A 26009-nucleotide genomic window follows, 5' to 3' on the forward strand; every position below is an offset into this window, starting at 1 on the left:
ATTGACATGGAATTTCAGCTACAAATTGATGATAATTTACTACAAGAGGCCTTAGAATTAGGGAAACATAACAATCAACAAACTTTGATTGAAGAAGCGTTAAAAGAATATATTGAGCGTCGAAAAAAAGAGGAAACACTCCAAGATTTTTCTCAAGCTTGGCATGAAGCTATGACTGGACAAACCATTCCAATTTCTCAACTTTGGGCAGAAATGGAAAATGTCTGAAATACCAAAAGTTCAAGTTGAAGTAACCCAAAGATTTCAGCGCAATCTCCGCAAACTAGCTAAAAAGTATCTCAATATTCGTAATGATCTTCAACCTATTATACAAAACTCCAACAAGGAGAAAAACTAGGCGATCGCATTTCTAATATTGGCTATGAAGTGTTTAAGTTGAGAGTCAGAAATAGGGACAACCAAAAAGGAAAAAGCGGGGGTTATCGCTTAATTTACTATCTTAAAACAGCCCAAGCAATCATCTTACTAACCATTTACTCAAAATCTCAACAAACTGATATCGCAGCAGATGATATTCAAAGGATTATTACTGAATATGAATCAAAAAAAGATCAATGATATTAACAGGGATGGTTTTATAATCTGCTCTAAATCTGGTAAAATATAAGGGTAAAACTAATAATTAAAAAGCCATGAAAACCATTAAACTAACTCCAGAAATAGAGAATTCGATTAATCAGCAAATTCAAACTGGGAAGTATCAAGATGATTTAGCGGTGATTCAAGAAGCATTGCGTTTGTTAGAAGAAAGAGAAAGAATTTATAAGGGAAGATTTGAGGAATTAAAAAAGGAAGTCATGATAGGAGTGGAAGAATTAAGACGGGGTGAAACGGTTGATGGACGAGAAGTGTTTAAAGAATTAGAAGAAGATATTCAACAAATAGAAGCTAATCTTTTCTCAATGAATGAGGAATCAAAATAATGGGCAAAGTCATTTTTACTTCCTCTGCTAGACTGGATTTAAAACAGATTAATTACTATTTGGCTTCTAAAAATCCACAAGCTGCTAGGAGAACTAAAGAAAAAATCAGGCAAGTATGTGATAGATTAACTCAATTTCCTAATATGGGACGTAGACGGGATGAGTTATTTTCTGGTTTAAGAAGTTTTCCAGTAGAGGATTATTTAATCTTTTATTTTGCTGTTGAAAATGGAATTGAAATCGCAAGAGTCGTTAGTGGATATCGAGATTTAGAGGCAATATTTGAAGAATAAAAAGGATAAAAAATCGGAAAAAAGCCCACGAGTTCCTAAAAAAAGAACTCAAAATTAACTTTTGACAATGGCTTGTAATGGCGATATGCTACAGGTCACAACTCTTTGCGCGAGAGAAGACAAACCCAAGCCAACGAAGCCCAACGAAGAACGCCAACGTCCAGCCGAGGTAGGTGTGCTACAGGTGTAGTATCAAGTAATTCAAAAGTAAGGTCTGAGTAGCTCAACCAGTTGCCTCCTTTCATCCAACCGACGCGATCGCTAAATTCTTTCCAGATTTTTACATTAAACTTTTTTGTCCCACCAAGTTCATCGATGTAGATTTTCTTTTGAACACTGAAGCCAAATTTACCGTTACTGTATTTAACCCAAAGTTGATCGATGGTGCGTAAGTCTTTAGAGGGGAAGTTATCGATATCTTCAATATTTAAGTATCCTTCAGACACTCGGTTAGCAACTTGAAGCATGACTTTAGTGGTTTCTTGGTCAGCATCTTTCCATTTACCTGCGGCTAGGAAGTCACGGAGTTTGAAATATTTAGAAGATAGCGTCCCTTTACCTGGTAAAACCACCAAAAGTTTTTGTATATCTACTTTCTGAAGACTATATTTTTCCTCATTTTCCTTCCCATAGCAAAGTATTTCTTTTATTTGGGGGTTATTAATCCACTCATTGGCATTATTTGTTAATTCAGGGTTAGCGAGAGCGAGTTTTTCCAATGTAACAAGTAACTGATCATCTTTCTGTAGTGCAAGAAGAAGACGGGGATATTTAAGGGTAAGTGCAATAAATTTACCTATTTGTTCTATGGTTATCGTTCCTCTTTCTTCAAAAGTAACACCCACAGCATAATAAGCAATATAAGTTCTTAGTCTAACTACATTAATATATTGCTTTAAACTACGGGGATTATAATCAAAAAAAGGCGCAACCATCTTGATCAGATCAGCAAGATTTTCATCAGTTAAATCTTTTTCCATAATGGGAAAAATATCTAAACCTAAATTTAGAGATGAATCCTCTATTTGTTGTGAATTGGGAGTTTTCTCCTTTGGTGGCTCGTCTTTCAGTTCATCAAAAAATCTGATAATTAAAACATGAGAAATCCCCAAAAAGTATTTTTCTGGGGAAGTTTCTTTTTTGTTTTCAGAGATTGTTTTAAGAAAGCCATTTAATGTATTCTGAGAAGGTTTAGGCACTGAGAATGATAACTGGATAAACTTTTCCATAAAACTAAAGCCATAGTCCAATTGTTTCCTTAATTTATCATTTTCTGTTTTCTGAGCCTGATTTTCTGTTAAGGTTGAAGCTAGAAAAGGAAGTACATCTTTCTGTTTAAATGTTATTGCTGCTGCAACTTTTTCTCGATCCATTCCCAAGATAAAAATTATATTTGGGTCATTGGAAATCATGAGATTTAGAGATTGTAACAAATCAGCAGATTTACCTAATTCACAACGATCAAGATCATCAATAAAAACATAAACCTTCTCATCTTTACCTGCATAAGCATTGACAATTTTAGAAAAATCTTCATGAAACTTTTCAATAAAAGTAACTTGGCTATCATAGTCAGGTGATTCTAAATATTCCTTTAAATCTAGCTTAGAATCTCCAATTAAATCTCTCAATTTAGCCAGTAAAACAAAAGTTACTGAAAAACTTCCTCCTCCTCCCATCAAAAACAGTAAAATGTTAAGAGTGCTATCATATTTTCCTGAACAACTGTTATTTTCTATCGTTTTTGATTTATTTTCGGTTGTTGACTTATCTTCATTATCTTTCTTATCATCTTTATTTTTTTCATTTTTTTCTAATTGACAAACAATCTCTTTAGAAAAGGTTGCTAGGTTATTTCTTTCTCTAATATATAAATAGGGAATTGTTACAGCTATTCCTCCAATAAATATAAATGTAGCAAATTTTTGTAGAATACCTAACACATTTTTAACCCAGTTTTTTTTTAAATCAAGACGAGAGACAAGCAGCCTGCCATGACTCCAGAAATTAGGAATAACATCGTGGAGATCTCGATTTTCAGAAATTTGCTCTAGAAATGATAAAGCAAAAGTAGCCCAGAGAGATTCGGATTTATCATGTCTCCAAGCGTTAAACCAAACTGTTTGTATTTTTTGTTTTAACCCAAATTTTAATTGTAAAAAATCACATATATTTAATGTATTTAGTTCTTTTATTTCCTTCCAAATTTCCTTTAACTTTTCTTTTTCTAATTCTTTAGACTTCTCTTTAATCTGGGTTTCAAGCTGCTTCATAAAAGAAGATTTACCGCTACCCCATTCACCTTCAATAGAAATAGTAAGAGGTGCTTTTGTGTTAGGATGAGTTAAAAACTCAGCCATTGCAATGACATAAGGAGTAAAACCAAGTGCATCTTCTGTCGCTGGTTGATCGCCAACAGTAATACTATTAGACGATTTATCTGTAGATTCTGTCATTACCGTAGAAGTTAGAAATAATCTTAAAGTTCTAATTTCCTTAAAATTATAGTACGGTCTTGTTCCGTGAGTGCAACTATATCGCTGTTTGAGAGAAAAACTCTAGCACTAGAGTTTTTTGTCACCTGATATGGATAAGCGATCGCTATTTGAGAGCAAACTCTAATATAATGTTATACCTATTGAGAAGTTAGAAGAATCAGAATGCAGTTTATTGATCGCGCTGAAATTGAAGTAGAAGCTGGTAAGGGAGGAGATGGTATTGTCGCCTTCAGACGGGAAAAATACGTCCCTGCGGGGGGCCCTGCGGGGGGAAATGGAGGAAAAGGTGGCTCAGTAATTTTAAAAGCCGTAAACAACCTGCAAACTCTCTTAGACTTCCGTTATGCGCGTCTTTTTAAAGCAGACAATGGCCAACGTGGCGGCCCCAATAATCGTACGGGGGCCATGGGTAAAGATATTATTATTGAGGTTCCCTGTGGCACGGTAATTTATGATTTAGAAACCGATGAAATATTAGGAGATTTGATTGAAAATGGTCAGATTCTTTGTGTGGCCCTAGGGGGAAAAGGAGGATTAGGAAATAAATACTTTTTAAGCAACCAAAACCGCGCCCCAGAATATGCTTTGCCAGGTTTGGAAGGGGAACATAGAAACCTAAGATTAGAGTTAAAATTGTTAGCTGAAGTGGGAATTATTGGTTTACCTAATGCGGGAAAATCGACCTTAATTTCTTCTCTTTCCTCTGCTCGTCCAAAGATTGCCGATTATCCCTTTACTACTTTAATTCCTAACTTGGGTGTTGTGAGAAAACCGACGGGAGATGGAACAGTTTTTGCTGATATTCCTGGGTTAATTGAAGGGGCCCACGAAGGTATAGGATTAGGTCATGAATTTTTACGACATATTGAACGAACTCGCCTATTATTGCATTTAGTTGATATTACTTCAGATGATCCTATTAAAGATTATCAAGTGATTCAACAAGAGTTAAAAGCCTATGGCCGAGGATTAAGCGATCGCCCCCAAATTCTTGCATTTAATAAGATTGATGCTGCGGATCAAGAAACTCTGGAATTAATGACAAAAGAACTACAAAAGTTAAGTGATTCTCCTATTTTTACTATTTCAGCAGTGACGAGAACTGGATTAGATGAACTCTTGCAAACTGTTTGGAAAATGTTAGATGAAGCGGAAGTATTATGACCCAAAACTTAAAAATAAACCCACAAAAAAATCATAATTTGTATGATAAAGATTATTATTTGTGGATAGTTAACACAATTAAATTACTAAGTCAAGAAAAATTTACAGAAATTGATTTAGTAAACTTAATTGAAGAAATGGAAGACATGGGAAGAAGTGAGAAAAAATCTGTCACCAGCAATTTAAGAATTCTTCTCATGCACTTACTAAAATATCAATATCAAGCAGAAAAACGAAGCAATAGCTGGTTATTTACCATTGTTGAACATCGAAAAAGACTGAAAGAATCTTTTCAAACCAGTCCTAGTTTAAAACGTTATTTTATTGAAGTATTTGAAGAATGCTATCAAGATTCTAGAGATTTAGCCGCAGCAGAAACAGGTTTACCCTTACAAACCTTTCCTGAAACCTCTCCTTTTACCCCAGAAAATACCTTAAATCCTGACTATTTACCCTAGACAATTACCAGTCAGAATACAATATTTTTATGATTGTACTAACTGAAAATTAAAAAATTCTAGAATTAAGATGATAATTGAGCCTAATTTCGGTACAATGGGAAGTGATTGAACATAATAAAGTCATTTAGGTAAGGAAAGTTAAACAGTGTCAATTAATTTTCAGGAAATCATTGCCAAATTACACGAATTTTGGAGCGATCGCGGCTGTTTAATTGCCCAACCCTATGATACAGAAAAAGGGGCAGGAACCATGAGTCCCCATACATTTCTCAGAGCGATTGGCCCGGAACCTTGGTCAGTGGCCTATGTAGAACCCTGTCGTCGTCCTACAGATGGCCGTTATGGAGAAAATCCTAACCGTTTTCAGCATTATTTTCAATATCAAGTCTTAATTAAACCTTCACCTAATAATATTCAAGAAATCTATTTAGACTCCCTCAGAGCATTAGGAATTAAACCGGAAGATCATGATATTCGCTTTGTCGAGGATAACTGGGAGTCCCCAACTTTGGGTGCTTGGGGTGTGGGTTGGGAAGTCTGGTTAGATGGCATGGAAATCACCCAATTTACTTATTTTCAACAATGTGGGGGCATTGATTGCCGTCCCGTTTCTATTGAGATAACCTATGGGTTAGAACGGTTAGCAATGTATCTGCAAGGGGTAGAAGCCATGACCAAGATACAATGGAATGACAAGATTAATTATGGGGATATTTTCTTACAAAGTGAAGTGGAACAATGTACCTACAATTTTGAAGCTTCTGATCCAGATTTACTGTTTAAATTGTTTAGTTTATATGAACAAGAAGCCAAACAATTAATTGATAGGGGGTTAGTATTACCCAGTTTAGATTATGTCTTAAAATGCTCCCATTCCTTTAATTTATTAGATGCAAGGGGTGTCATTGCCGTTGCGGAAAGAACCCGTTATATTGGTCGTATTCGTAACTTAGCGAGGGAAGTTGCTAACTTATATTTACAGCAACGAGAAAGATTAAATTTTCCTCTGCAAAAATAAGCTAAATATCAACTATAGTATTTACATTTGAGATGTAAAAATTAACACAAGCTGTTACTTCGACTGCGCTCAGTAACAGCTTGTCAAAGTATACTTGTGTTACTGTAGAATTGTTAAACTGAGATCTTGTACCTAAGATTGAAAAACCCGATTTTTTACCAAACAGTAACGAAGTGATGCTTGGTTTCAGTCTTTAAAAATCGGGTTTTTGTGATTTTTAAATCATGGTGCAAGATCTCAGTTAAATCTTCAGTCCTAACAATTCACCTAACAAAATTTCGAGCATTTCATCAGGATCTTCTTGAGTTTTCGCAGTCATTGAAGTTGGCCCTTTTAAAAAGTCTTTAATCGTTATCTTTTTATCCCGAAAATCCCGTACAAAGTCACGAATTTCTTCAACAGTTTTGACTTGAGCTTCTATTTCTGAAAGCATTTCAGCAACAGCATCAAGCCCTTCTTTTTGACAAGCACGATAGTCTTTAACCATTTCCCCTTCAGGAGTATTTCGAGCAATTCTCAGTTCTTCTTTGAGGTTTTCGTATTGATTTTTGAGGAGTTGGTTATCTCTTTCTCTTTGTTGACATTTTCTTTCTATCTCGCTACCTGTCGCGTTATTAATATCAATATCTTCAGCAAGATGATGTTGTCGTTCAATTTCCAAAAGTCGAGCGAGATCACCTTCTTGATAAGCGCGGTTAACCTCCTTCATAATCTCATTATGGTGCATTTGGGTTTCGCTGTCTGTCACCTTATCAGGGTGAAACAGGGAAGCTAATTTGATAAAAGTTTGTCGAATGTGTCGAGATGCTGAAGATTTAATCGGGTTTTCTCTATCAGTTTCCTCAGAATGATCTTGATGAGAGTTTTGGTTAAAGAAGTTTTCTGTTTGCTCACCATTAAAGTCATCTTCTGATGAATCATCGTCATCATCTTCATCGTCGTCATCTTCATCAAATTTGGGGCTGAGGACTCCCATAAATTGCAGGGAATGATATACGCTGATGATATCTTTCTGACTTTTTTTTCCTAATTTTCGCCCTGTTAAAATCTCATCAAACAAACCATGAATTTCCGTGTCAAGTTCAATAAGTTTGTGATACAGAGGGTTTCCTCTCTGAAAAATTTCCGTTGCAATAGAACGCATTTGGTCAAGGAATTTTTTGAGTTCATTGCGTTTACGTTTAATTTGTTTGAGTAGCCATTCATGCTCGTCTTCGAGAACTTGACGACGTAGATGAAAAGAAGAAAGACCTAAAGTAGTGGGGGATAAAGGGGTTGATGGTTGTTTGGCTGAGGGTCGAGGCATAAAAATAAAAGTGGTTCTATTTCATTTATTGTAAAGGGAAAATGTCTCATTAATGACTCAAATTTAATTTTATTCTTTCCCCTCTAACCTAGGTTTACGAGACTCTAACCAAATCGTTACCCCAACCCATCCAAGCACTAAAATAAGAGCTAAGACACTAAATTGAGCCATCCAGTTAATTAATTGATGTAAGGGAACTATTCGTCCCACAAAAAAAGAAAGCGTGACCATAATTGAAGCCCAAACCGTTGCCCCGCCCAAATTGCACAATAAAAATTGAGAATAGGGCATTTGAGCAATGCCAGCCATCGGGCCGGCAAAAATTCTTAATAAAGCGACGAAACGCCCAAAAAATACGGCTCTAGCCGCATTTTTACTAAACTGTTCCTTAACATCTTCGAGTTGTCTTGGGGAAATTTTAAAGAGACTTCCTACCTTAACTAAAAATTCCCAACCCCCAAATCTTCCGATCCAATAACCAAAATTATCGCCGATGACAGCACCAGCGATCGCTGTGCCTAAAACCAGCCAATAGTCTAACTCTTGGCTTCCTGCCAGAAAACCACCTACAATGGTGATGGTTTCCCCAGGAATAGGAATTCCGGTATTTTCTAAGGCAATGCCAATAAACACTGCCCAGTAGCCGTATTGATGGGCGATTTCCTGAATGTTGTCTAGTGATAGAAACTCTACTGACATTTAGCCCAAGCTTTACAAAGGTTTACGTTATATATATCTTGACTTATATCAAGGAGAAGTGTCAATGAATCCAGACAAAGCTTTTCCTCTTCAGGATTAAGGGTTAAAAACAGAAGTCAAAAATCTACTCAAACCTACTCATTTTCTGTCCTGACTTAAGCTCAAATACCTAGACAAAAAAGAAAAAATGAGGTGATAAGCAATTATTATAGAGAAGTAAGTGTCTAACTCTATTCTAACTTGATCTTTTCCAAAGTCGGGAGCCGTTCAGACTTTTCCTTTTTGGGGCCCAGATGAACTGCCACACAAGAAACATCCTTTATCTGCTTGAACTTCGGTGATTACTCTGACTTTACTTCATCCCGGAAAAACCATACCCGTGCAAAATTGGACTTTTGACACGATCACAACCATTCGCATTGGACGCTCTATGGACAATGAGGTGGTTCTCTATAGTGCTGTTGTCTCTCGTCATCATCTGGAAATTCGGCGTGAAGGAAACAATTGGGAGGTGGTTAATATTGGCACGAATGGAACTTATGTTGATGGCCAACTTATTACCAAAACCCTGGCCATCGATGGCATGATTATTCGTTTAGCTAGTTCTGGCCCAAAAATTCAGATTCATATTCCCCCAGAGGAGTCCCCAATTCAACGCCAACTCGCTCAGTTGACACGCTCTTTGTCCTCTCCCCCTGCTGATCTAAAAAGTTCTTCTGCTAAAGATACTGTAACGAATGAACCCGCTAACCCAACTTAATAATAAAATAATCCCTAACTGTCAGTGGTTAGGGACTATTTTTGTCGGTTTTAATGGGCTTTTAGGACATCGGTGGGGATTTTAATACCAGAAAGCTCTAGTCCATCAAATTGAAGGGCAGTTGCTATGTGAAAATGTTCTAGGAAATAAATTAACCATTGCATTTCACTTTCATCAAAGTCTTCGTAATTTTTAAATAAGATAGCTAATCTTTTTTCTAGGGCTAATAACATTCTTTGTTTTTTGTCTCTTTTGTCATGACTATTAGGATCTATAGGATAACAATGAATTAGTTGTAAAAGAATATTTAAGGTTTTCTTGCTTCCCATATTGCTCACCATATCAATAAAGAAAAAGTGATTTTTATCATCGTCAATAACGAGAAGTTTGAAACAATAATCGATGGCAATTTTAATTAAGGCTAAATCAGCTTTTGCGCTATTGTAGCTGCATTCTTCTCCCTGAAGATTCGCTAAAAGTTTTTGGGTAATAAAGGCTTTTTGATATTGGGGCGGAAATAGGGTAATAATAGCTTTATGGATAATCATTTTGCATTCCAACAAAGAAGCTTTGTCATAATAGCTGGTAACAAATAATGATCTTTCTCTAAATTTTTCTTCTGTTTTTTTGTAATAATAAATTGATTTATATAGGGATTCTTTGGATAACTGGGTTGGATTTTCCCAATCTTGACCCACGGTTCGAGAGGATAATAATCCTGCCAGGTCTTTATTATTATCTTTAGTGGTTTCTTGACGAAGATAACGATGTAAATTAACAGTATAATTACTAATATATTGATCTTGTCTAACTTGGGTAGTTTGTCCAAAGCTAGTATTTTCTGATGCGCCTAAATAACAACCATAAAGATGAGGATAACGAATTAATCGTTGTCCCAGTCTTTGTTTGCGCTTCCAATTTGGTTCGGCATCGTCGTCTTCTAATCTCTTATATTTATCAACAGTAACTTTAAGTCTTTCAAAAGCTGTGGGGGTTTCTGGTTCTCCTTCTAGTTGATTTTTCTTAACAAAAAATGGCTCCAGGGATGGGGCAATGATAGTCTTTTCGGAGGCGTTTTCTAAAATATTAATCAGTCGGCTAAGAGACTCATATAAATCATTTCTAAATCTTCTATCTAAGCCGAGATTGTTAATAAAATAGCAGCAAATACGATTAACAAAATAGCTGACATTTTCAGGAATATTACGGCAAATGTGAACAAGCTTGTTGTGATCTTCTAAGAGGAGTTCTTCTAGCTTATCTAAATAAGTTTGAGGCTTATTTTTCCAATGCTTGAAGTAATCCTCAAATAAGCTTTCTTCTCTAGCTAAATTTTCAAAGTCTTGTTGTAATTGAGTCGCCAGTAACATTTCTTTTCTCCTTTTTACTTGTTAAAATCTCCCAATTTGACCTTTAGTTTACGGATAGTAATAACTAGATCGACAAAAGCTATCAAGACAGTAGGTTCTTTATCTAGACTACAGCACAAAGCAATTAGCAATTTGGTGATAGTTTCGATACTTTTATGTGATCAGTATAACAAAGGTGTACCCAAAACCCAGTGATCAAGATCACTTGCAAGTAGTGATCTTGATCACTTTCAGTAATTTTGACTAATTGAAATCTTTAAAATACGAAGGAAAGTTGAGTCTGAGTCAGTAAAAATCCGTATAAATTTATAAATTACGGCTATCACCACTGCGATCGCCCTTTAAAAGACGATAGAGTATGATTACAAGATTAAGAAATGTAACTAACCTCAACCAACGGACTCATGTTTGAAAACTTTACGGACAAAGCCATCAAAGCCATTATGCTTGCTCAAGAGGAAGCTCACCGTGCGGGGCAGAATCTGGTGGGAACGGAACATATTCTATTAGGCTTGCTCGGATCAGGTAATTCAGTCGCGTCTAGAGTCTTACAAGAGTTTGGTCTAAGTGTGGCGCAAATACGACAGACAGTGAAGAAACTGAAAGAAACAGGAGTCGGTTTTGCCCCAGAGACGATCCCTTTTACGCCAACAGTTAAACAAATGCTGGAAAAAGCGTTCCAAATTGCCCGTAAAGACAATCATTATGTCACCCCAGAACATATTCTGCTGGTGTTGCTCTCAGATCCGAATACGGTTGGAGTTAAAGTTTTAATCTATGAGGGCATCGATATTACAGCGTTACGCACCACTTTAATTAAAAATTTAGGAGAACAGCAAGCAGTTGCGGCAACCCCTAGGAAAAATCCCTCTCCATTTGACAATTTTTCGGGCAGTAAACCGACTTTAGAGCAGTTTGGGACAAATTTAACCCAAAAAGCGAGAGAAGGCAAACTTGACCCGGTTGTGGGACGAACCAAAGAAATTGAAAGAGTGACCCAAATTTTAGGTCGTCGGACAAAGAGTAACCCCGTATTAGTGGGAGAACCTGGAGTGGGTAAAACGGCGATCGCTGAGGGATTGGCCCAAAGAATTGTTGAAGGGGACATCCCTGAAATGTTACAGGATAAGGAAGTGATTGCCCTAGATCTGGGTTTATTAGTAGCAGGAACCCGCTTTCGGGGAGAATTTGAAGAAAGACTCAAATCGATTGTTAATCAAGTTAAAGAAGCAGGTAATATTATCCTGGTGATTGATGAATTACACACCTTAGTCGGTGCGGGAAACATGGGCGGGGCTATGGACGCATCTAACCTACTCAAACCTGCATTAGCGAGGGGAGAATTACAATGTTTAGGTGCAACAACCCTGGATGAATATCGTCAATATATTGAAAAAGATGCGGCCTTAGAAAGACGGTTTCAACCTGTTATGGTGGGGGAACCTTCTGTTGAGGAAACTATCGAAATTCTTCAAGGTTTAAAGAAAGAATATGAAGCCCATCATCATGTTAAATTCTCTCAAAAAGCGTTGGCAGCAGCAGCTTATTTAGGAGATCGTTATATTAGCGATCGCTTTCTACCGGATAAGGCGATTGATCTTATGGATGAAGCGGGATCTCGTATTCATTTACGTCATTCTTTACAGAAGAAAATGCAGTCTTCTGTTGAAGGGGAACAGGAAACCCCAATGATTAATCCTGATTCTTTAGTTCCGGTGGTGGACGAAGAAGATATCGCTCAAATTGTGGAATCTTGGACAGGTATTTCGGTCAATAAGCTGACAGAAACTGAGTCAGAATCTTTGATGTATTTAGAAGATAATCTACATGAGCGAATTGTAGGTCAAGATGAAGGAGTAAAAGCGGTTTCTCGTGCTATTCGTCGGGCGAGAATTGGTTTAAAAAATCCTAAACGTCCCATTGCTAGTTTTATTTTTGCGGGGCCAACTGGGGTTGGTAAAACGGAATTAACTAAAGCGTTAGCACAGTTTTTATTTGGGTCTAATGATGCTCTAATTCGCTTAGATATGTCTGAATATATGGAACGTCATACGGTATCTAAATTAATTGGTTCTGCTCCTGGATTTATTGGTTATGAAGAAGGGGGACAATTAACTGAAGCGGTGCGTCGTAAACCTTACAGTGTGGTGTTATTTGATGAGATTGAAAAAGCCCATCCTGATGTGTTTAATTTGCTGCTGCAATTGCTGGAAGATGGACGTTTAACGGATAGTAAAGGCCGCACAATAGACTTCAGAAATACCTTAATTATCATGACTTCTAATGTGGGGTCAAAAGTGATTGAAAAAGGGGGTTATAATTTGGGTTTTGAAACGGAAAGCAATGATGATAACCTCAATTATAAGCGAATTAGTGGGGCGGTTAATGAAGAATTAAAACAATATTTTCTTCCTGAATTTCTCAACCGTTTAGATGAAATTATTGTCTTCCGTCAACTTACTAAATCTGAAGTAACACAAATTGCAGATATTTTGTTAGCAGAAGTAGCTCAACAATTGCAGGAACAACGTCAAATTAGCTTACAAGTAACAGAGGGATTTAAGGAACTTATTGTCAATGAAGGTTATGATCCTAGTTATGGTGCAAGGCCCTTACGTCGTGCCATTACGAGACGGTTAGAAGATAGTTTAGCTGAGTCAATTTTAGGGGGACAAGTGAAGGATGGTGATCCGATTATAGTTGATGTTGATGAACAAAATAATATTATTGTTCAATCAGTTTTACAACCTGCTTTAGTCTCTGTTATGGGCTAATTGTTAATTAAATAAAATCCGGTATTAAAGGTAAAATTTTGGTATCGGATTTTTTTATTGTATTCCGAAAAATGTTACTATATTAATGCCGTACAATCAAGGTTTATCTAGTAGAATGAATTATGAAATTAACGGTATTTTCTCAACTTCCTATTGAGTTTAGTAATCATAATCACTATATTCAAAAAAAGGTGATGTTAAAACCTGGTGACATTCCTAATTTAACTAACTTTTCTCAAGCCACATTCACACCTGGGCAGAAAACAATTCCTCATCTTCATGAAACAATGTATGAAGTTTTTTTTGTTGAATCTGGAGAAGGAATAATTAGGATCAATGAGGTAGACTATCCCTTACTAAAAGGCAATTGTATTACAGTTGAACCAGGGGAAGTTCATGAATTAATGAATAGGGGATCAACAGACTTGATTTTAACTTATTTTGGAATCGTTTCTGAATAGTTGATATCATTATTGATTCTAAGGTGGGCAATGCCCACCCTACTTAATTTACCAGTGCCAAACTTGTTCGTATTTTTCAAACAAACTCGGCAATTCTTGACGAGATAATTTTTCAATTCCCCCTAATAATTTACCTTCAGGAATTCCCCTCTGGGTGATATCTTCAGCTAAGGCATAAACTTTAATCCCATTATCGAGTGCCTGCTGTAAATCTTGATCAATTTTTGCTGGATAGGTTTGTTTCCATTCCCCAAAAGAAAGCCCTTCTACCACTTGTCCCGTGACAGCATAATTAACAGCATTTCCTCTTAATAAAATATCGACATCACCGCCAATACTTTTTAAGACTTGGATAAACCAAATTGCAGGATCATCTTGTTCTTCAATGGTACAACGATAAGCAGATTGAACAATTTGTAATGTTTTCATTTTTCTCCCTTATTTGGTTCCAATTACTAAAGTTCCATTGGCTTCTTTTGACCATTCCCAGAAATCTTTGGGCGCACCTCTACGACAGCCTTCAAGCGCATCATTTACCCCTCTTTCATCCACACAAAGACCACAATTAACCCACTCTAATTGACAGCCTTTGGCTTTGGCTTTAGCAAAAAGTGCTGCGATCCAATCTTTGGTCAAAGGGTGATTTTCTTCTTCAAAAGTTCGACCATGAACGGCATTTGCATGGGGTTTTTGGTGAGCAAATGCTAAGGATACTCCCCCTTCATAGGCGAAAACTTTAACATCATTTCCTTGGTCTAATGCTGCCTCAATGATGCGAAATGCAGTGGTTGTTCTTGCTTGTTCAAAAGGCCCATCCATTAATAAAAAACTTAAGGTGGCTTTACTCATTTTTTCTGTCTCCTAATAATTATAACCACATCATTTTTTGACCTTGACTCATAGCATTAACGATAGACGTAACGCTAGAAATTTCAATGTTAGATGCCAATTCGGATGAATTGATTCCTCTTTCATCTAGAGAAAATTGATCGGCTAACATGGTTACTTTGTTAAGATTTATTAAACCCTGAGCAGCAACAAAAGAACGGGCAGCTAATACTCCATTTTCTACGAGAAACAAGGTGACTTCATTACCAGATGTAGCCAAATCAGCGGCCAGTTGATAATTATTATTTACCTCGGTCGACTCGAAAGGACTTTGTGATTCAATTAAGAAATATTTACCCATTGACTCCGATTTAATGACTATAGTCTTTAACTATAGTTGAAAATAGCGTTAAGATCGAGGAAATTAAAGCTTTCTTTATAAGCAATTATAAGCCCTACATATTATCTATATTTGTCAATCCCTTTTCATTGATGATTTTATTGATTTGAGAAGCGATCGCAAATTTCTGCTTATAAACGGGTTCGGGGTTTTGGTTTATTTACTTCGCTAATCATCAAATTTGTGTCTTGTAGGGGCATAATATTATTATGCCCATCTTTGAGTGCGATCGCACTTGATGTATTTACGAATTTTGCTGTAGTATTGTACGGCTGTTTCTTCCCAAGGTAAAACTTGCAAGCGTGAGATAAAATTATCTAAAATCTCTTGATTCTTATTTTTAGCATTAGATTTTTCTACACCATATTGTAATTCAGCTACAGTCATTACAGAAATATACAAATCTTCATAAGAAATAGTTTGAAAACGAGTCAATATTGTGGATGGACGCTTTTTAATAATATAAATACAAATATTAGTATCTAACATATACATTTAGAATAATTCCTCTCTATTTTGAGGAGGTAAATCAATTCTTTCTTCCATAAAATCTTCTGAGGGTAAAGGGGTTTTGTCAAAAAAGTCTTGCCAAGAACTAGACTTAGGATAAAGGATGACTCTGTTTCCTTCTCTTTGAATATAGACTTCTTTGCCTTCAAATCGAAATTCTTGAGGAAGTCTTACAGCTTGACTACGACCATTCATAAAGAGTTTAGCAGTTTTTCGTTTCATTGTAATTATTATGATCTATATCCTCAGTATATATCACTTTGTAGGTTGGGTTAAAGGTCGTACAACCCAACCAATAGATGTAAAAGACAAGAAGGGTTATGTTGGGTTTCGTCTCTCAACCCAACCTACAAGATCGGCGATCGCACTGAATAGTCAGGCAAAATAATTAAAGCACCTGATGGATGTTCAAATACTTTTTGATTCCCTTCTGTAGATAAATTTATAAAATTTAAACTTAAGATTAATTCTTCTAGTTCACAGTATCTCATATTAGGGTAATTCATGTTTGATAACTCCTCTTTAACCTCACTCGCTGTTACTTTTGATTGATCAATTACTTCAGGTTGCTTTCTTCGAGAAACTTGCTTATAAACTTTCCCCTCTCTTGTCGTTGAAGCATCAAAATAATGATCAATGACTTCTTCTCCTGCTTCAATTTTTTGTTCTAGTTCATCAATTGAAATCTTTTTCATAAAGTCTTCTCTCCTGTTTGGTACTTTTCCAATAGGTAATCAACCAGATATATTCCCCCTCCTCATCATAGCGAATTTCAAATGTTGGGTTGAGTTCCGATCACCCAACCTACAAGAAAGCGTGATCGCTAATCATCTAGTGTACGCTTTTTCCAGTAATTAGGTTTACGTTTTGCGTGTGCAATAGCAATAATCCAGATCAATCCCTCAAATTCTGTATAAAATATCTTAAAAGGAAAACGACGTATAACATAATAACGTAAATCTTTAATGCTATAAGGTGAACCAATGTTAGGATTAATTCTAACTTTTTCTAAAGCTTTTTCAACTTCAGACAAAAAATCTAATCCTAATCCTTGTTTTTGCTTTTCATAGTAGCTAATAGCATGATCAAGTTCTTGTTTAGCTTTATCATGGATAATAATCGATTTCATGAATATTTTTTTCGTAATTCTAAGAAAACTGTTTCAAAAGATTCTCCTTTGACTTTTCCTTCCTTGATTTCTGCTAATCTTTGGGTAAGTTCTTGATCCCATGCTTCTGTGATATTATCGTCATTATCTTCATCGAGAGAATGGATTAAAAAGTAAGCAATTTCAGCGCGATCTTGTTGAGAAAGCTGAGAAAGTTCTTGTTTAAGGGTTTCTGCTGTCTTTGCCATGTTTATGATGATTAATTACTATTTATTCTTAATTATAGACTAAAAGTTCTATCTCAGTCTGTAGGTTGGGTTAAACGACCTGCAACCCAACCAATAGATGTAAAAGACAAGAAGGGTTATGTTGGGTTTCGTCCCTCAACCCAACCTACAAGATCGGCGATCGCACTACAAGAACAAGATCAGCGATCGCACTGATTATATGTAGATTATTTATCGTTTATATATTATCAACTTTTAAAGAAAAATCTAACTCAGCTTGGACAACTAAACTATTTTTATTTCCATTATTGACTTGATTATTTTGTTTTCTAACTGAGTCAGGAGTCCACAATCCTTGATTGATTCTTGACTGCAAATTTTTGTGATTAAATAGACAATTATAATTATCTCGAATTTTTTGCAAATATTCTTTTTCTTGATCAATTCTTTCAAAGCGATTTAGAATATCATCAATGGGCCCAATTTCAATCCCTAACCATTTCCTATGTTTCATTTCTGCAACTATATAAGTGGTTCCTGCACCACCAAAAGGATCAAAAATCGTATCTCCTTCATCAGAAGCCATCTCAATAATCCTATCAAGGAGTTTTATAGAAAGCTCATTTGCGCCTTGTCTGTTTTTATATTTGTGATGTCTTACAGGTGGAATATCATACCAAACATCAGTTAAATTCATTCCTTGGGGATTTAATTTATGTTTATAACCACCATAATCTCGCAATTCTTGATAACAATTAGAACAAAGTTCTAAGGGGAGTCTATCTGCATGAAATGTTTTAGGTTTATCTCCCTTACAATAATAGAGTAGAGAATAATGAGAAGGATATAGTCTTCCTGCAATGGGAAAAGAATATTTTATATCAACTGTTATCCAGTGACGAAAAGTTAGATATTGATTAAGAAAGTATGATAAGTGAGTATTCCACTTAGGTAAATTCCAAACAAATAAACTCCCTCCTGGTTTAAGAATACGAATACAGTCTTTTAGCCAAGTTTCACACCAACTCAAATAATCTTTATCTATTAGTTGATCATTGATTTTTGAAGGATAAATTTTACTCAAGTTGAACGGAGGATCGGCAAAGATTAAATCAACGCTATCTGATTGTGTGTGAAACATTAAATCTAGACAATCTCCTTGATAAAGATTACCATAATCCGTTGTTAATCTTAATTGAGGTTTGATGTCACGAATCTTTGTAACTTCTATCTGATCTTTAATTAGATTATAAATTTGAGCAGCATTATTTTGAATACCTATAATAGTTTCTTGATCAATGATTCCCATGAATAACTTTAAGTAAAGGGGATTAATTTCTTTGATTTTACAAATTTTTTCTAGATTATGTCCTGATGGCACGATATTATTTTCGTCATAATATTTGAGTTCATTAACAGAAATTCCTGTTTGAGATGATAATTTTTTAATTTCTTTTATCTCCTTGGGATTAATCCCAAGTGCTGTAAAAAATAGATGGGATAAAGTCATAAATTATTTTTCCTCATAATCGATCTGAATTTCTTATTAGAAAAGGTAAGTTTGTTGATTCCAATGAATTTAATCAGGTTTTACAAGAGGTTTATCAAGCTATTAATGCAGTTTGTTGGCCACCAGGGAATGACCAGTTTATTCTTTATCCTGAAAAAAAAGGTAATGGTGTCAAACCAATAAAAGAAGGTTTTATCAACGCACTATATAATTATAATTGGCAAAGAGAAGAACGGATGAGTATTGTTGCAAATACTCGACCAGGGCCGGTTGATGCACTTAAAATTTTATCTAATCATAAACCTTTTGTTGTTGAGTGGGAAACAGGAAATATATCTTCGAGTCATCGTGCATTAAATAAAATTGCTACTGGATTAATTGAGGAGGTAATTATTGGGGGAATCCTCATTATTCCTTCTCGTAAACTATACAATTGGTTAACAGATCGCATTGGGAACTTCCCAGAAATTGAGCCATATTTTCCATTATGGCGTAGTATCACAGTAAAACAGGGAGTTCTAGCTGTTATCGAAGTAGAACATGATGGAACTTCAGAAAGTGTCCCTCGTATTCTTAAAGGCACAGATGGAAGGGCTTTACGTTAAAGTAATAAATCAGTTATCAATTAACCCACCTTACAAAAAAGAACGATCTTGTAGGTTGGGTTAAAGGTCGTGCAACCCAACAAATATATGTAAAAGACAAGAAGGGGTTATGTTGGGTTTCGTCCCTCAACCCAACCTACAAGATCGGCGATCGCACTACAAGATCGGCGATCGCTATCTAACAATTAGTTATGGTAAGATTATAAAATCGAGGTAAAATGCAATTATTATCAGTAAATGCCGACATACCAACAGTTAGAGGGACTTTATCGAATTTGTTATTATTTAACTTATCGTGCGTTTCAACCCATTCATCTTATTTGTATTGATCAAAGAACAAAAAATTTGTTCATTTTAGCAGGAGATCAAGAAGATATTGAAATAGAAGTTACACCCATTGGGGAGGTTATTTAATGAGTGAAATTAATTATGCTACGATGTCTGATGAAGCGTTAAGAGAATATTTTCTCAAGCATCGGGATGATGAGTCAGCGTTTCAAGCTTATTTAGAAAGACGCAGAAGTAAACCTAGACAGGTAATTACAAAAGTAGGTGATCCTGATTTTGATCTTAAGATAGAAAATGCAATTGAGCAAAAGTTACAAGATCGTAAACATTCTAATTCATAAACGATATTGTAGGTTGGGTTAAAGGTCGTGCAACCCAACAAATAGATGTAAAAGACAAGAAGGGTTATGTTGGGTTTCGTCCCTCAACCCAACCTACACTCGTCGGTGATCAAGTATAATTGAGAATGTTATCATTGAGGATAAGTCAATTTCTTTAACCGTAGCACAAGCAATTAAATCGGTTGAACTTTGTCAAAGTTTCTCTGATCTTCATCAAGATATTGTTTTATTTCGTTTTGATGATGTTAAAGGGGAGATTTATATTTTGGCAGGACAAGATATCGAAGTTATTATTTATCTATCGTGGAAGTTGGGAGTTTTTACCAAATGAAACCTAATTTTGACACAATGAATAAAGCACAATTGAGAGCATATGTGTTACAAAATAAAGAAGATAAGGAAGCTTTACGCGCTTTAATGAGTCGTCGTGATCCTAATTCAATTAAGTATAATTTCCCTAATACAGAAGAAGGAAGGGAACAAATAAAATCAGTAATTAAGCAGAAAATTGAGGGTAATCTAGAAAATTTTAGTAATCAATAAGTTAGTTAGGTGCGTTATATTATCATTAACGCACCCTACAAGATCGGCGATCGCACTTGCTTGTTATTAGTTGTGTTATTGTTTTATTATAAAGGAGCGCACCTTGAAAACTGAATAATAAACGATAGAAAAATTTGTTAGAAGAACAAAACCAAAATTAAATTTTATTAAGTGATTTTTTTAAAACTTTTATGATTATAAAAAATATAAAATTAGCGGTTGAGATGAATCAGGTTATTGTTTCTCGTCATGCAAAAGAAGAAGCAGAAGCCGACAATCTAACGCTTGAAGAAATCCTAAATTCAGTAACTAAGGGAGAAATAATTGAGAATTATGATGATGATAAACCATACCCAAGTTGTTTAATTTATGGTGATAATCAAAAACAAGAACCAATTCACAGTGTTTGGGCATATAATGAAGATACAGGTTATGCTGTCCTAATAACAGTTTATCGTCCAAGTCCTGAAAAATGGATTAATTGTCGTACTAGAAGAAAAACAAACTAATTAATATCCAAATTAGGATTAATCAAAATGCTACCTATTAGTCAATGTATTATCTGTTCAGGAACTTTAAAAGAGCAAGAAGTCACCGAAATTGTACGGGGGGCAGGTAATACAGCGACTTTGACAGTTAAAGCTTTAGTTTGTCAAAAATGTGGAGAACGATATTATAATGCGGATGTTGTGAGAAGATTTGAAGATATTAAAGCTAAATTAGAACGTCAAGAAACAGGAGATTTTGTGTTAGTTGGTCAATCTTTTACCGTTAATTAGACGTTTTTAGCGTCATCATAACATACCCTAAAATATCCGCGTAGGGTAGGCAAATTACTAAAATTTGGGTATTGTATCAAAAAATATGTCAATGAGAGGAAATGATAGACTTAACTCAAAAACAAAATAAACATAAGATATTAACACCCATCAATAAACCAAGGGTGAGTCCTAAAAACCCACCCTAAACCCTCACTAACTAAACCTCACTAACCGAACTTTCAGACTCAATATTCCCCTGATCATGTCCATTGCCGTTAGCTGGTTCTACCTGCCTTGCCGCTAAATATTGATACATTTTCCAACGGGTATTAACATCATCTTGCGCTTGTTTTAGCAGTTGTTTAGCAACCTCTGGTTTACTTCTTGCTAACATTTTGAAACGGTTTTCTTGATACATTACCCGTTCAATAGGAAGCTTAGGAGTCCGCATATCTAACTGTAAGGGGTTCTTTCCTTCTTCTATCAAGTCGGGATGATAGCGATACAATAACAACCGTCCCGTATCTACTAAGTCCTTCTGATGAGTCATGGCAGTGGTCATATCGATGCCGTGGGCGATACAATGGGAATAAGCAATAATCACAGATACCCCTTCATAAGCTTCTGCTTCCATGAAAGCTTTGATGGTCTGTTCATTCTTTGCACCCATGGCCACACTGGCTACATATACGTTACCGTAGGTCATAGCCATTAACCCTAAGTCTTTCTTAGCTGAACGTTTACCCCCTGACGCATATTTGGCTACAGCAGCGCGTGGAGTGGACTTAGAGGCTTGTCCACCCGTGTTAGAATAGACTTCCGTATCCAAGATCAAAATGTTGACGTTGCGACCACTGGCGAACACATGATCTAAGCCAGCAGAACCAATATCATAAGCCCAACCGTCACCCCCAATGATCCAAACACTCTTGTATACTAAATAGTCAGCTAAGGACTGTAACATAGTCACTTTAGCTTGCAAACTGTCCTCTAAGTTGCCATTGCTTAACTCTGCTAACCGTTGCTTGAGGATAGCGACTCGTTCCCGTTGTTCAAAGATGTCTGCTTCATCCTTTTGGTTTGCGTTTAAGATATCAGTGGCTAAACTTTCTCCGACTTCATTAGCCAAAGTTTTGAGTAACTCAGCAGCAAACTCTGCTTGTTTATCAATGGAAACCCGAAACCCTAGCCCAAATTCTGCGTTATCTTCAAATAAGGAATTAGACCATGCTGGCCCCCGTCCTTCCTGGTTATATGACCAAGGAGTAGTAGGTAGGTTCCCCCCGTATATAGAAGAACATCCCGTCGCATTGGCCACTACCATGCGATCGCCGAATAGTTGAGTCGCTAACTTAACATAGGGGGTTTCTCCACATCCTGCACAGGCCCCAGAGAACTCAAATAAAGGTTCTTGCATCTGTTGATGACTAATTTTATTGAGTTTTAAGGTGTTACGATCTGGGTTAGGAATAGATAGGAAATAGTCCCAGTTGTCCCGTTCTTGTTCGCGTATAGGCAACTGTGGGGCCATATTGATGGCTTTAAATTTGGGTTCAGATTTATTTTTTGCGGGACACACATCAACGCAAATACCACAACCTGTACAGTCTTCGGCCGCAACTTGAATAGTGAATTTTAGATCGGTTTTCTTCCAGTCTAAGTCTTTGGCCTCGGTACTTTTGAAGGTTTCGGGGGCATTAGTTAACGCAGCTTCTTCATACACTTTAGACCGAATAACGGCGTGGGGACAAACTAACACACATTTACCACATTGCACACAGACATCCGTATCCCAAACGGGTATTTCTTGGGTAACGTTGCGTTTTTCCCATTTTGCTGTACCACTGGGATAGGTTCCATCACAGGGTAATGCACTAACGGGGATGTCGTCTCCTTCACGGGACAGCATTTTTCCTAGTACATCTCGGATGAATGCGGGGGCCCGGTCAGGGATAGCGGGTTGAATGTCGCTTGCGTCGTTATCTACCGCAGTCGGTATAGTTATTTGATGGAGATGGTCTAAGGAAGCATCAACGGCTTTCATGTTCATTTGAACGATTTCTTCGCCTTTTTTGCCATAAGTCTTACGGATCGCTTTTTTAATCTGTTCTATGGCTTCTTCTCTTGGTAATACTCCCGATAAGGCAAAGAAACAGACTTGCATGACTGTATTTATTCGTCCTCCCATTCCTGCCTCTTGGGCAACCTGGACAGCGTTAATGGCATAAACTTTGAGGTGTTTCTTAATAATTTGTTCTTGGAGAGGACGGGGGAAATGATGCCATATTTCGTCGGGTTTGTAGGGACTGTTTAATAATAAGGTTGCCCCATCAATGGCAGTTTCTAAGAGATCAAATTTTTCCACAAACTCCCATTGATGACTGGCGACAAAATTGGCTTTAGTCACTAAGTAGGTAGACAGAATGGGGTTAGGGCCAAAACGAAGATGAGAGACAGTTACAGAACCGGATTTTTTGGAGTCATACACAAAATATCCTTGGGCGTAGTTGTCTGTTTCTTCTCCAATAATTTTGATGGAGTTTTTATTAGCCCCTACGGTTCCGTCTGATCCTAAACCATAAAATATTGCTCTGACGACGTTATCAGGTTCGGTGGAAAAGTTAGGATCATAAGTTAAGCTGGTATGGCTTACATCGTCGTTTATACCTATAGTAAAGTGATTTTTGGGAGTAGCTAAAGCTAAGTTATCAAAGACTCCTTTAACCATTGCGGAGGTAAATTCTTTAGAAGATAGTCCATATCTTCCCCCAACAATTTTAGGTAGAGACGTTGCAGGCAACGTCTCTACAAAGGCAGTGACTACATCTAAATATAAGGGTTCTCCTCCTGCCCCTGGTTCTTTCGTGCGGTCTAATACTGCAACTTTTTTGACGGTTTTGGGTAATGCCTCAATTAATTTTGTTGCTTCAAAGGGACGATATAAACGGACTTTTAAGACTCCTACTTTTTCCCCTTGGTTTAATAAGTAGTCAACGGTTTCATGAACGGTTTCGCAACCAGATCCCATTAAAATGATCACCCTTTCTGCTTCAGGATCACCATGATAGTCAAAAAGGTGATATTGTCGCCCTGTGAGTTGGGCAAACTTATCCATTGCTTTCTGTAAAATTTCGGGATAAGCTGTATAAAATGGGTTGACAGTTTCCCTGGCCTGGAAGTACACATCAGGGTTTTGGGCAGTTCCCCGAATAATGGGACGATCAGGGGTTAAAGCGCGTTCACGGTGGGCGATCACCCATTCATCTTTAATCAGCGATCGCAACACACTATCATCTAATAACTCGACTTTCTGCACTTCATGGGAAGTCCGAAAACCGTCAAAAAAGTGCATTCCAGGGATTCTCGATTCAAAACTAGCCGCCGTAGTGATAGCTGCAAAGTCTTGGGCTTCTTGCACAGATGCAGAACTAATGAGGGCAAACCCTGTACCACGGGCGGACATTACGTCTGCATGATCCCCAAAAATAGATAACCCTTGGGCAGCCAGCGATCGCGCTGCTACATGGAGTACCATTGAGGTGAGTTCGCCCGCTATTTTGTAGAGGTTGGGCAACATCAATAATAAGCCCTGAGAGGCGGTAAATGTGGTGGTTAAGGACCCCGTTTGCAATGCGCCATGTATCGCACCGGCCGCCCCTCCTTCGCTTTGCATTTCGACCACAGAGGGGACGGTTCCCCAAAGGTTGGGCCGCCCTTCTGAGGCCCAAGCGTCGGCCCATTCTCCCATGGGGGATGACGGGGTGATGGGATAGATGGCGATCACTTCATTGAGGCGGTAGGCAACTCTAGCAACTGCTTCGTTTCCATCGATGGTGGCGTAGTTTTTGGTGTTCATAAGTGTTTTCGTGAGTTCAGCGATCGGTTAAGGACAAGGGTAATTTTTTGTGACAAATGCTTGACAAATTCTTGAATAAACGTCCGAAAATGACTCATTTATTGGGGACAGTAAAGCAACTTTAGGGTTGTTTTTTAGATAGATTGAAGGGTAGATAGTTTGGCTTCAAATTTCTGTACCATATAAGGGATGAGGTTTTTGTGTGATAATCCTGCTCTTACTATCATCGAATAGAATTAAATATGATGGACAATTTATTATAATTTTTTAAGATATTTAATTAAAAGATTTGTTTTGTTATAATAGAATCAAGTAATAGTCAAATCTAAAACGGGTAAAAATAATGGATGATTCCAATAATAACTCTATCACTGAAAAGACAACGGAAGATGATCGGCAATTTTGCGAAGATGAAATACCTTTTTGGAAGCGTATTGTAGAAATTGGCAAACAAGTTCCTATTGAAGAATGGAATAAGTTACCTAAAGATTTTGCTCGTAATTTTGAACATTATATGTATGGCGCACCAAAGGATGAAGATTACGAAGAATAACAAGAATATTTCTTGATACTTTTTATCTTGAAGCATTAAGAGTATATAATATAAATCTAGAATAAATGAGAAAAACAATGGAAACTATTACGATTAAGGTTGATCAAGAAGTTGCCAAAGCTTATCGAGAATCTGATAGCAAAAAACAGGAAAAAATAAGTGTCATTATTAAGCTATTCCTTCAACCAGAATTTGCTAACAAAAGTCTTAGTGATGTAATGGCAGAGATCGCAGATAAAGCAAAAAAAAGAGGTCTAACTCCCGAAATTTTAGAAGATATCTTAAACGATGAAGAATAAACGTTTTGTCTTAGATACGAATATCTTAGTCAGTGCCTTACTGATTAAAAATTCTTCTACCTTCAAAGTCATCAAAATCATCGAAACTATTGGAGTGACTTTATATTCTGAAGATACTTTACAAGAAATAAACCAAGTTTTAACCCGCAAAAAGTTTGATAAATATCTTACTTTAGAAGAAAAACAAGAATTTATTCTTAAATTTATAGAAAGATCAGAATTAGTTAGAATTACAGAAATTATTACTATTTGTCGTGACTCCAAAGACAATAAATTTTTAGAATTAGCAGTGAGTGGTAAAGCTGATTTCATTATAACAGGAGATCAAGATTTATTGATTTTAAATTCTTTTAAAAATATTCCAGTTATTACTGTTAATGAATTCTTGAAAATGTTATAATTTTTTTACCCCATTATTCTCAACCAGTAACT

The 26009-nt window shown here is 36.5% G+C and carries 35 protein-coding genes; 21 read left to right on the forward strand and 14 right to left on the reverse strand.

Annotated features, from left to right (window positions below; all coding sequences use genetic code 11):
• Positions 1-6 precede the first annotated feature (6 nt).
• The 5 genes from VB691_RS13710 to VB691_RS13730 all read left to right on the forward strand — a co-directional run bounded on the left by VB691_RS13710 (position 7) and on the right by VB691_RS13730 (position 1237).
• Positions 7-228, forward strand: a complete 222-nt coding sequence (locus VB691_RS13710; protein WP_323292057.1) for a type II toxin-antitoxin system VapB family antitoxin — start codon at positions 7-9, stop codon at positions 226-228.
• Positions 221-358 (forward strand): hypothetical protein, encoded by a 138-nt coding sequence (locus VB691_RS13715; protein ID WP_323292058.1) that lies wholly within the window; start codon positions 221-223, stop codon positions 356-358. The genes VB691_RS13710 and VB691_RS13715 overlap by 8 nt, the downstream gene beginning before the upstream one ends.
• Before the next feature lie 29 nt (positions 359-387).
• Entirely contained in the window at positions 388-579 is a 192-nt protein-coding gene (locus tag VB691_RS13720; protein ID WP_323292059.1) for a type II toxin-antitoxin system RelE/ParE family toxin, read from the forward strand.
• A gap of 74 nt (positions 580-653) precedes the next feature.
• Positions 654-944, forward strand: coding sequence for a ribbon-helix-helix domain-containing protein (locus VB691_RS13725; protein WP_323292060.1), 291 nt, complete (start codon positions 654-656; stop codon positions 942-944).
• Positions 944-1237 (forward strand): type II toxin-antitoxin system RelE/ParE family toxin, encoded by a 294-nt coding sequence (locus VB691_RS13730; protein WP_323292061.1) that lies wholly within the window; start codon positions 944-946, stop codon positions 1235-1237. Before VB691_RS13725 ends, VB691_RS13730 begins: the two co-directional genes overlap by 1 nt.
• A gap of 95 nt (positions 1238-1332) precedes the next feature.
• Here VB691_RS13730 and VB691_RS13735 read toward each other — a convergent pair whose 3' ends face one another.
• Entirely contained in the window at positions 1333-3693 is a 2361-nt protein-coding gene (locus tag VB691_RS13735) for a GUN4 domain-containing protein (RefSeq protein WP_323292062.1), read from the reverse strand.
• Between the two features lie 204 nt (positions 3694-3897).
• On the opposite strand from VB691_RS13735, the gene obgE reads away from it, so the two are divergent.
• The 3 genes from obgE (at position 3898) to glyQ (ending at position 6378) form a co-directional block, all read left to right on the forward strand.
• Positions 3898-4899: a GTPase ObgE gene (gene obgE, locus VB691_RS13740; RefSeq protein WP_323292063.1), complete on the forward strand. Its 1002-nt coding sequence runs from the start codon at positions 3898-3900 to the stop codon at positions 4897-4899.
• The gene (locus VB691_RS13745; RefSeq protein ID WP_323292064.1) at positions 4896-5357 is read left to right on the forward strand and encodes a DUF29 domain-containing protein; all 462 of its coding nucleotides are present in this window, start codon (positions 4896-4898) and stop codon (positions 5355-5357) included. Before obgE ends, VB691_RS13745 begins: the two co-directional genes overlap by 4 nt.
• A gap of 148 nt (positions 5358-5505) precedes the next feature.
• Positions 5506-6378 carry a glycine--tRNA ligase subunit alpha gene (glyQ, locus tag VB691_RS13750; protein WP_323292065.1) on the forward strand — a complete coding sequence of 291 codons (873 nt, stop codon included), beginning with the start codon at positions 5506-5508 and terminating at the stop codon, positions 6376-6378.
• A 241-nt stretch (positions 6379-6619) separates the two neighbouring features.
• Here the strand turns inward: glyQ and VB691_RS13755 are convergent, their stop codons facing one another.
• Together VB691_RS13755 and VB691_RS13760 are read right to left on the reverse strand one after the other, a co-directional pair.
• A complete protein-coding gene (locus VB691_RS13755; protein ID WP_323292066.1) occupies positions 6620-7684 on the reverse strand; it encodes a molecular chaperone DnaJ in 1065 nt (354 codons plus the stop codon).
• A gap of 69 nt (positions 7685-7753) precedes the next feature.
• Positions 7754-8383, reverse strand: coding sequence for a DedA family protein (locus VB691_RS13760; RefSeq protein WP_323292067.1), 630 nt, complete (start codon positions 8381-8383; stop codon positions 7754-7756).
• Positions 8384-8720: 337 nt separating this feature from the next.
• Here VB691_RS13760 and VB691_RS13765 point away from each other — a divergent pair, with 337 nt between their 5' ends.
• The gene (locus tag VB691_RS13765; RefSeq protein ID WP_323292068.1) at positions 8721-9143 is read left to right on the forward strand and encodes an FHA domain-containing protein; all 423 of its coding nucleotides are present in this window, start codon (positions 8721-8723) and stop codon (positions 9141-9143) included.
• Between the two features lie 50 nt (positions 9144-9193).
• Here VB691_RS13765 and VB691_RS13770 read toward each other — a convergent pair whose 3' ends face one another.
• Positions 9194-10513 carry a hypothetical protein gene (locus VB691_RS13770; protein ID WP_323292069.1) on the reverse strand — a complete coding sequence of 440 codons (1320 nt, stop codon included), beginning with the start codon at positions 10511-10513 and terminating at the stop codon, positions 9194-9196.
• Positions 10514-10917: 404 nt separating this feature from the next.
• On the opposite strand from VB691_RS13770, the gene VB691_RS13775 reads away from it, so the two are divergent.
• Together VB691_RS13775 and VB691_RS13780 are read left to right on the forward strand one after the other, a co-directional pair.
• Positions 10918-13287, forward strand: coding sequence for an ATP-dependent Clp protease ATP-binding subunit (locus VB691_RS13775; protein WP_323292070.1), 2370 nt, complete (start codon positions 10918-10920; stop codon positions 13285-13287).
• Positions 13288-13409: 122 nt separating this feature from the next.
• A complete protein-coding gene (locus VB691_RS13780) occupies positions 13410-13748 on the forward strand; it encodes a cupin domain-containing protein (protein WP_323292071.1) in 339 nt (112 codons plus the stop codon).
• Positions 13749-13796: 48 nt separating this feature from the next.
• On the opposite strand, the gene VB691_RS13785 is transcribed toward VB691_RS13780, so the two are convergent.
• The 9 genes from VB691_RS13785 to VB691_RS13825 all read right to left on the reverse strand — a co-directional run bounded on the left by VB691_RS13785 (position 13797) and on the right by VB691_RS13825 (position 18331).
• On the reverse strand, positions 13797-14177 hold the full coding sequence (locus VB691_RS13785) for a hypothetical protein (RefSeq protein WP_323292072.1): 381 nt from the start codon (positions 14175-14177) through the stop codon (positions 13797-13799).
• 9 nt (positions 14178-14186) lie between these two features.
• Complete coding sequence (locus tag VB691_RS13790) at positions 14187-14597, reverse strand: DsrE family protein (RefSeq protein WP_323292073.1); 411 nt, start codon at positions 14595-14597, stop codon at positions 14187-14189.
• Positions 14598-14616: 19 nt separating this feature from the next.
• Complete coding sequence (locus VB691_RS13795; protein ID WP_323292074.1) at positions 14617-14937, reverse strand: DsrE family protein; 321 nt, start codon at positions 14935-14937, stop codon at positions 14617-14619.
• A gap of 246 nt (positions 14938-15183) precedes the next feature.
• Positions 15184-15471 carry a type II toxin-antitoxin system VapC family toxin gene (locus VB691_RS13800; RefSeq protein WP_323292075.1) on the reverse strand — a complete coding sequence of 96 codons (288 nt, stop codon included), beginning with the start codon at positions 15469-15471 and terminating at the stop codon, positions 15184-15186.
• A complete protein-coding gene (gene vapB / locus VB691_RS13805; protein ID WP_323292076.1) occupies positions 15472-15708 on the reverse strand; it encodes a type II toxin-antitoxin system antitoxin VapB in 237 nt (78 codons plus the stop codon).
• 125 nt (positions 15709-15833) lie between these two features.
• Positions 15834-16181, reverse strand: coding sequence for a hypothetical protein (locus VB691_RS13810; RefSeq protein WP_323292077.1), 348 nt, complete (start codon positions 16179-16181; stop codon positions 15834-15836).
• A gap of 128 nt (positions 16182-16309) precedes the next feature.
• Positions 16310-16615, reverse strand: coding sequence for a type II toxin-antitoxin system RelE/ParE family toxin (locus VB691_RS13815; RefSeq protein WP_323292078.1), 306 nt, complete (start codon positions 16613-16615; stop codon positions 16310-16312).
• Entirely contained in the window at positions 16612-16842 is a 231-nt protein-coding gene (locus tag VB691_RS13820; protein ID WP_323292079.1) for an addiction module protein, read from the reverse strand. Before VB691_RS13820 ends, VB691_RS13815 begins: the two co-directional genes overlap by 4 nt.
• Before the next feature lie 217 nt (positions 16843-17059).
• Positions 17060-18331, reverse strand: coding sequence for a site-specific DNA-methyltransferase (locus VB691_RS13825; RefSeq protein ID WP_323292080.1), 1272 nt, complete (start codon positions 18329-18331; stop codon positions 17060-17062).
• A 5-nt stretch (positions 18332-18336) separates the two neighbouring features.
• Between VB691_RS13825 and VB691_RS13830 the strand changes: the two genes are divergently transcribed.
• The 7 genes from VB691_RS13830 (at position 18337) to VB691_RS13855 (ending at position 20887) form a co-directional block, all read left to right on the forward strand.
• Entirely contained in the window at positions 18337-18936 is a 600-nt protein-coding gene (locus tag VB691_RS13830; protein WP_323292207.1) for a restriction endonuclease, read from the forward strand.
• A gap of 237 nt (positions 18937-19173) precedes the next feature.
• Positions 19174-19350 (forward strand): DUF6888 family protein, encoded by a 177-nt coding sequence (locus VB691_RS13835; protein WP_323292081.1) that lies wholly within the window; start codon positions 19174-19176, stop codon positions 19348-19350.
• Complete coding sequence (locus VB691_RS13840) at positions 19350-19565, forward strand: DUF6887 family protein (protein ID WP_323292082.1); 216 nt, start codon at positions 19350-19352, stop codon at positions 19563-19565. Before VB691_RS13835 ends, VB691_RS13840 begins: the two co-directional genes overlap by 1 nt.
• A gap of 172 nt (positions 19566-19737) precedes the next feature.
• The gene (locus VB691_RS25860) at positions 19738-19896 is read left to right on the forward strand and encodes a DUF6888 family protein (RefSeq protein ID WP_416245124.1); all 159 of its coding nucleotides are present in this window, start codon (positions 19738-19740) and stop codon (positions 19894-19896) included.
• A 44-nt stretch (positions 19897-19940) separates the two neighbouring features.
• Entirely contained in the window at positions 19941-20108 is a 168-nt protein-coding gene (locus VB691_RS13845) for a DUF6887 family protein (RefSeq protein ID WP_323292083.1), read from the forward strand.
• 191 nt (positions 20109-20299) lie between these two features.
• Complete coding sequence (locus VB691_RS13850; RefSeq protein WP_323292084.1) at positions 20300-20617, forward strand: DUF4258 domain-containing protein; 318 nt, start codon at positions 20300-20302, stop codon at positions 20615-20617.
• Positions 20618-20644: 27 nt separating this feature from the next.
• Positions 20645-20887, forward strand: a complete 243-nt coding sequence (locus VB691_RS13855) for a YgiT-type zinc finger protein (protein ID WP_323292085.1) — start codon at positions 20645-20647, stop codon at positions 20885-20887.
• A 199-nt stretch (positions 20888-21086) separates the two neighbouring features.
• Here the strand turns inward: VB691_RS13855 and nifJ are convergent, their stop codons facing one another.
• On the reverse strand, positions 21087-24725 hold the full coding sequence (gene nifJ, locus VB691_RS13860; RefSeq protein WP_323292086.1) for a pyruvate:ferredoxin (flavodoxin) oxidoreductase: 3639 nt from the start codon (positions 24723-24725) through the stop codon (positions 21087-21089).
• A gap of 343 nt (positions 24726-25068) precedes the next feature.
• Between nifJ and VB691_RS13865 the strand changes: the two genes are divergently transcribed.
• The 3 genes from VB691_RS13865 to VB691_RS13875 all read left to right on the forward strand — a co-directional run bounded on the left by VB691_RS13865 (position 25069) and on the right by VB691_RS13875 (position 25977).
• Positions 25069-25278 (forward strand): hypothetical protein, encoded by a 210-nt coding sequence (locus VB691_RS13865; protein WP_323292087.1) that lies wholly within the window; start codon positions 25069-25071, stop codon positions 25276-25278.
• 77 nt (positions 25279-25355) lie between these two features.
• The gene (locus VB691_RS13870) at positions 25356-25577 is read left to right on the forward strand and encodes a hypothetical protein (RefSeq protein WP_323292088.1); all 222 of its coding nucleotides are present in this window, start codon (positions 25356-25358) and stop codon (positions 25575-25577) included.
• Positions 25567-25977 carry a putative toxin-antitoxin system toxin component, PIN family gene (locus VB691_RS13875; RefSeq protein WP_323292089.1) on the forward strand — a complete coding sequence of 137 codons (411 nt, stop codon included), beginning with the start codon at positions 25567-25569 and terminating at the stop codon, positions 25975-25977. Before VB691_RS13870 ends, VB691_RS13875 begins: the two co-directional genes overlap by 11 nt.
• Positions 25978-26009: the final 32 nt, after the last annotated feature.

Source organism: Crocosphaera sp. XPORK-15E, assembly GCF_034931425.1.
In the GTDB taxonomy this organism is placed as follows: Bacteria; Cyanobacteriota; Cyanobacteriia; order Cyanobacteriales; family Microcystaceae; genus UHCC-0190.

Bases quoted from the DNA above. Each gene is read 5' to 3' on its own strand.
- VB691_RS13760 (WP_323292067.1), bottom strand. From the start codon at position 8,383: ATGTCAGTAGAGTTTCTATCACTAGACAACATTCAGGAAATCGCCCAT.
- VB691_RS13790 (WP_323292073.1), bottom strand. From the start codon at position 14,597: ATGAGTAAAGCCACCTTAAGTTTTTTATTAATGGATGGGCCTTTTGAA.
- VB691_RS13710 (WP_323292057.1), top strand. From the start codon at position 7: ATGGAATTTCAGCTACAAATTGATGATAATTTACTACAAGAGGCCTTA.
- obgE (WP_323292063.1), top strand. From the start codon at position 3,898: ATGCAGTTTATTGATCGCGCTGAAATTGAAGTAGAAGCTGGTAAGGGA.
- VB691_RS13800 (WP_323292075.1), bottom strand. From the start codon at position 15,471: ATGTATATGTTAGATACTAATATTTGTATTTATATTATTAAAAAGCGT.
- VB691_RS13715 (WP_323292058.1), top strand. From the start codon at position 221: ATGTCTGAAATACCAAAAGTTCAAGTTGAAGTAACCCAAAGATTTCAG.
- VB691_RS13840 (WP_323292082.1), top strand. From the start codon at position 19,350: ATGAGTGAAATTAATTATGCTACGATGTCTGATGAAGCGTTAAGAGAA.
- vapB (WP_323292076.1), bottom strand. From the start codon at position 15,708: ATGAAACGAAAAACTGCTAAACTCTTTATGAATGGTCGTAGTCAAGCT.
- VB691_RS13725 (WP_323292060.1), top strand. From the start codon at position 654: ATGAAAACCATTAAACTAACTCCAGAAATAGAGAATTCGATTAATCAG.
- VB691_RS13770 (WP_323292069.1), bottom strand. From the start codon at position 10,513: ATGTTACTGGCGACTCAATTACAACAAGACTTTGAAAATTTAGCTAGA.
- VB691_RS13870 (WP_323292088.1), top strand. From the start codon at position 25,356: ATGGAAACTATTACGATTAAGGTTGATCAAGAAGTTGCCAAAGCTTAT.
- VB691_RS13875 (WP_323292089.1), top strand. From the start codon at position 25,567: ATGAAGAATAAACGTTTTGTCTTAGATACGAATATCTTAGTCAGTGCC.
- VB691_RS13820 (WP_323292079.1), bottom strand. From the start codon at position 16,842: ATGGCAAAGACAGCAGAAACCCTTAAACAAGAACTTTCTCAGCTTTCT.
- VB691_RS13835 (WP_323292081.1), top strand. From the start codon at position 19,174: ATGCCGACATACCAACAGTTAGAGGGACTTTATCGAATTTGTTATTAT.
- VB691_RS13785 (WP_323292072.1), bottom strand. From the start codon at position 14,177: ATGAAAACATTACAAATTGTTCAATCTGCTTATCGTTGTACCATTGAA.
- VB691_RS13865 (WP_323292087.1), top strand. From the start codon at position 25,069: ATGGATGATTCCAATAATAACTCTATCACTGAAAAGACAACGGAAGAT.
- VB691_RS13795 (WP_323292074.1), bottom strand. From the start codon at position 14,937: ATGGGTAAATATTTCTTAATTGAATCACAAAGTCCTTTCGAGTCGACC.
- VB691_RS13730 (WP_323292061.1), top strand. From the start codon at position 944: ATGGGCAAAGTCATTTTTACTTCCTCTGCTAGACTGGATTTAAAACAG.
- VB691_RS13735 (WP_323292062.1), bottom strand. From the start codon at position 3,693: ATGACAGAATCTACAGATAAATCGTCTAATAGTATTACTGTTGGCGAT.
- VB691_RS13745 (WP_323292064.1), top strand. From the start codon at position 4,896: ATGACCCAAAACTTAAAAATAAACCCACAAAAAAATCATAATTTGTAT.
- nifJ (WP_323292086.1), bottom strand. From the start codon at position 24,725: ATGAACACCAAAAACTACGCCACCATCGATGGAAACGAAGCAGTTGCT.
- VB691_RS13775 (WP_323292070.1), top strand. From the start codon at position 10,918: ATGTTTGAAAACTTTACGGACAAAGCCATCAAAGCCATTATGCTTGCT.
- VB691_RS13825 (WP_323292080.1), bottom strand. From the start codon at position 18,331: ATGACTTTATCCCATCTATTTTTTACAGCACTTGGGATTAATCCCAAG.
- VB691_RS13810 (WP_323292077.1), bottom strand. From the start codon at position 16,181: ATGAAAAAGATTTCAATTGATGAACTAGAACAAAAAATTGAAGCAGGA.
- VB691_RS13755 (WP_323292066.1), bottom strand. From the start codon at position 7,684: ATGCCTCGACCCTCAGCCAAACAACCATCAACCCCTTTATCCCCCACT.
- VB691_RS13855 (WP_323292085.1), top strand. From the start codon at position 20,645: ATGCTACCTATTAGTCAATGTATTATCTGTTCAGGAACTTTAAAAGAG.
- VB691_RS13780 (WP_323292071.1), top strand. From the start codon at position 13,410: ATGAAATTAACGGTATTTTCTCAACTTCCTATTGAGTTTAGTAATCAT.
- VB691_RS13850 (WP_323292084.1), top strand. From the start codon at position 20,300: ATGATTATAAAAAATATAAAATTAGCGGTTGAGATGAATCAGGTTATT.
- VB691_RS13815 (WP_323292078.1), bottom strand. From the start codon at position 16,615: ATGAAATCGATTATTATCCATGATAAAGCTAAACAAGAACTTGATCAT.